We start from the raw sequence: 3,805 nt of genomic DNA, 5'->3' as shown, positions 1-3,805 counted from the left end.
GCGGGCGAACGCGATGTGGACCCGGACGGGCGTCAGCCGCGGGTGATCATCGCCTCGCAGCTGTCCCTGCCGGTCGGCTCGGATGATCTGTCCAGACTGTCGCGGGTGTTGATCGGCGGCACCCGCGAGATCCAGCAGGGCACCCCCCTTGCGCGGGAAGCGGTGGCCTTTGGCGGTATCGAAGGCGAGCGGGTGACCGGCAGCCTGCCTGACGGTGGTCGGTACGTGCACTATCTGGCGCTGTGGCCGGGACGACGCTATGTGCGCCTGGTAGCGATGTTTCCACCCGACAGCGACGCCAAGACGTACGAGGCGGTCGAGGCGATCGCCCGCTCGGTGCGATTCAAGGACTGAACGCTACGCCAGTGGACTCAGCGCTCCAGACGACTCAACGCTTCGATGCGCTGCGCGGTGTCGTGCAACGCTGACGTGGGCGCCGCGCTCGCGGCAATACGCGCCGCCTGTTCGGCAACCGCGGCCAATGCCGCGCGCACCGTCTGCGGGGCCTGGCCGTCGATGTTGCCCTGCGCATCTTCCAGCTCCAGCTGCGCGCCGATCCATGCCGCCAGCACTTCAAAGCACCGCACGCTCACCGCGTCCAGCTGCGACGGGTGGGGGTCAAGCGCACACACCGTGCCGAACAGGCTGCCGTCGCGCCGGAACATGGGCACCGACAGGTAGCTTTCGAAGCCGTACATCGCCGGCGTGGGGTGCGTGGCGAACACGGGGTCGGCACTGGCGTGGTCGAACTGCACCGTCTGGTGGTGCTGGCGGATCTCGTCGCAGATGGTGGTTTCCAGCACCAGGTCCTGCCCCGGCTGCAGCCCGAAGCCCAGCAGGTCGTGCACGGCGCACGCCGTCCAGCGTTCGGCGGTGACCCGCGCGACCGCGACGAAGCGCATGCCGGTCAGGCGGCTGGCCAGTTCCAGCAGGGCCGGCAGCGCGGGCAGGGCCAACAATGCGGCGACATCGGCCATGCGCGGATCATGCGAGACCAGCAGCGGCACCGACGGCGGGGCGGCCAGTGCCAGGTCGTCCGCCGGATGCTCCAGCGCGGCCATGCGCGCGGACAGCACCTTGGACGTTACCAGGTCGAACAGCTCGCGCACGGCGGCCGACAACCCGCGCCCATCCCGGATATCCCCGACGAAGTGGATGCCCTGCCCGACCAGTCGCAGCTGTTCGACCCCGTGGTCCAGCCGCAGTGCAGGCCAGGCCATGCGATCCAGGACCCGCATCCAGTCATCGCCCGGCGTGGTGTCGAGCAACGCACTGACGATCACCCGCGACGGGGCGGGCCCGTCCTGCAGGCCAGGCAGGTCAAAGCCGACCACACTGGGGAAGCCAGAACCTGTGTGCATTGCGTTCCTCGATGGGGCGGCCTGGGCCCCGTGCAGTCGCACCCGCCACATCGGGGGTACAGGGAAATAAATTGTCGCACGATCCAGCGAGACAGCACGTGCGTCGCCTCACATTTTTGCCCCGAGCGCGCGTGGCGTCCACGGCGCATCACAGCATCCTACCCGGCGGCACCGCGCAAGCGACGCATTGCTGCGCTGCAGCAGTACAATGCCCGGCTCCCCGTTGCAACGCACCTGCCAACGCACTCGCATGAGCCTTTCGATTGCCCCCCTGGCCTCGCGCCTGTCCCCGCGCGAGCGCACCTTCATCCTGCTGGCGCTGTCGCTGGGCGGGTTCGCCATCGGCACCAGTGAGTTCGCCAGCATGGGCCTGATGCTGGAGATCAGCCGCGGCCTGTCGATCAGCGAAACCCAGGTGGGCCACCTGATCAGTGCCTATGCCATTGGCGTGGTGGTAGGTGCACCGGTACTGGCCTTCGCCGGCGCCGGGTATGCGCGGCGCACGCTGCTGCTGGGGCTGATGGGCTTCTATGCGGTGGGCAACCTGGCCAGCGCGCTGGCCCCCAACTACAGCACCATGCTGGTGGCCCGGTTCGTGGCCGGCCTGCCGCACGGCGCCTATTTCGGCGTGGCGATGCTGGTCGCGGCGGCCATCAGCCCGCCGGCACAGCGCGGCGCGGCGATGTCCAAGGTGTTGCTGGGCCTGTCGGTGGCGATCCTGATCGGCAACCCGCTCACCACCTGGCTGGGCCAGCAGTTCAGCTGGCGCACCGCCTTCGCGCTGGTCAGCGTGCTGGCCATCGCCACCGTGGTGATGATTGCGCGCTACCTGCTGCCCGACCCCGATGAAGTGCGTACCTCGCCGATGCGCGAACTGCGCGCGTTCAACCGCACCCAGGTGTGGCTGGCGCTGGCGATCGGCTCGGTGGGCTTTGCCGGCATGTTCTGCGTGTTCACCTACCTGGCGCCGACGCTGGTGCAGGTAACCGGCCTGGCCGAATCCTGGATGCCGCTGGCGGTGGGCATCTTCGGCATCGGCGCGATCATCGGCAACGTTGCCGGTGGCTGGCTGGTGGACCGCTTCCACTTCCGTGCGGCGGCGCTGGTGCTGGTGTGGTCGATCGTGGTGCTGCTGGCCTACCCGTTGGCGGCGCAGTCGGTGTGGACCATTTTCCCGATGATCATCGCCGTGGGCACCATGGGCGCCCTGGCCGCGGTGCTGCAGACCCGCCTGATGGACGTCGCCGGCGAAGCGCAGACGCTGGCGGCCGCGTCCAACCATGCCGCATTCAATACTGCCAATGCACTGGGCCCGTGGTTCGGTGGCATGGCCATCGGCGCCGGTTTCAGCCCGGCAACCACCGGTTACGTCGGTGCCGCAACGGCGCTGGGCGGCCTGCTGTTGTGGGGCGTTGCGGTGCTGGTGGACCGGCGTTCGCGCAGCGCGGTGGCCTGCGAGGGCTGATCTCCAGGCTGCGCAACAACAAGGCGCCCGGGTAAACTCCCGGGCCCTTCGAACATGGATGGTGCAATGAACACGGCTACGCCACCGGCCAACGCGCCCAAGGACCACATGGCGCTCGCGGTGATCAGCATCATCTGCGGGTTCCCGCCGTTCGGCATCGTCGCCACGATCCACGCCAACCGCGTGGGCTCGCATCGGCTGGCCGGCAACATGGCCCTGGCCACCACCGCCTCGCGCAAGGCCCTGCGCTGGTCGATCGCCTCGCTGGTTGCCATTCCCCTGCTGGGCGTGGTGCTGATCGGGTATGGTCTGCTGCTTCGCGTAGTGGGTTGAGGCGTTGGCGGAATGACGCAGTACTGGGAGCCCTCGCCGCAGGGACGACGCATCACACAGTCGCCCGCGTGGCGGCTGCAGCTGGGCGCATCACAGATCACGCTGGAGGTTGACGGGCACCTGCACCGGGCGCCGCTGCGTGCCACGTCCATAGCGTTCAAGCGCGGCCTGTTCTGGACCGGGCTGACCCTGTATGCCGACGATGCAACGGTGCAGGTGGACGGGCTGCCCAATGCGCAGCTTGGCCCACTGCAGGCCGCGCTTGCGCAGCGCCTGGCCCCCGATGCCGCCGACCACCCGGTGCAGGCCATGCGCGACGCGCTGGTGCGCATTGGCGACTGGCTGGACGAGGCTGATGCCGCATTGGCGCAGGCCGACCACCAGCACCGCTGGTTCACCACCGAACACCAGCAGGCCCTGCTGCAGCGGCGCCCGGTGCTGGCGCTGGATGATGATGCGCTGTGGGCGGTGTTCGACGATCCGGACCTGCGCAGCCGCCTGCCCGGCGAGGCGTCGCGGATCGAAGACGACCTCAGCCGCTGGTCCAGCGACTGGCCCGCATTCTGGGCGGCCCGCAACGCAGCCCACGTCCAGCGCGAAGGCGCTGCGGCCGCATCCCTGCTGGACAGCGTGGAACAGCGCCCAC

4 protein-coding genes and 1 pseudogene are annotated in these 3,805 nt (G+C 69.1%); 4 read left to right on the top strand and 1 reads right to left on the bottom strand.

Annotated features, from left to right (window positions below):
- The coding region (locus DBR34_RS21675; protein WP_219928222.1) for a hypothetical protein at positions 1 to 354 on the top strand (354 nt) is incomplete at its 5' end.
- A gap of 17 nt (positions 355 to 371) precedes the next feature.
- Here the strand turns inward: DBR34_RS21675 and DBR34_RS06450 are convergent.
- On the bottom strand, positions 372 to 1,361 hold the full coding sequence (locus tag DBR34_RS06450; protein ID WP_258223711.1) for a GAF domain-containing protein: 990 nt from the start codon (positions 1,359 to 1,361) through the stop codon (positions 372 to 374).
- 250 nt (positions 1,362 to 1,611) lie between these two features.
- Here DBR34_RS06450 and DBR34_RS06445 point away from each other — a divergent pair, with 250 nt between their 5' ends.
- From DBR34_RS06445 to DBR34_RS22245, 3 genes and pseudogenes are all read left to right on the top strand, one after another.
- Positions 1,612 to 2,826: an MFS transporter gene (locus DBR34_RS06445; RefSeq protein WP_128096173.1), complete on the top strand. Its 1,215-nt coding sequence runs from the start codon at positions 1,612 to 1,614 to the stop codon at positions 2,824 to 2,826.
- A gap of 66 nt (positions 2,827 to 2,892) precedes the next feature.
- Positions 2,893 to 3,159, top strand: a complete 267-nt coding sequence (locus DBR34_RS06440) for a CD225/dispanin family protein (RefSeq protein ID WP_181393918.1) — start codon at positions 2,893 to 2,895, stop codon at positions 3,157 to 3,159.
- 12 nt (positions 3,160 to 3,171) lie between these two features.
- A pseudogene (locus DBR34_RS22245) lies at positions 3,172 to 3,805 on the top strand (helicase IV); the annotation flags it as partial.

The sequence above is a fragment of the Stenotrophomonas sp. HMWF003 genome (assembly GCF_003061285.1).
Lineage (GTDB): Bacteria > Pseudomonadota > Gammaproteobacteria > Xanthomonadales > Xanthomonadaceae > Stenotrophomonas > Stenotrophomonas maltophilia_AP.
Note: the sequence above shows the minus strand (reverse complement) of the source record. Positions and strands in the feature narration are given on the sequence as shown.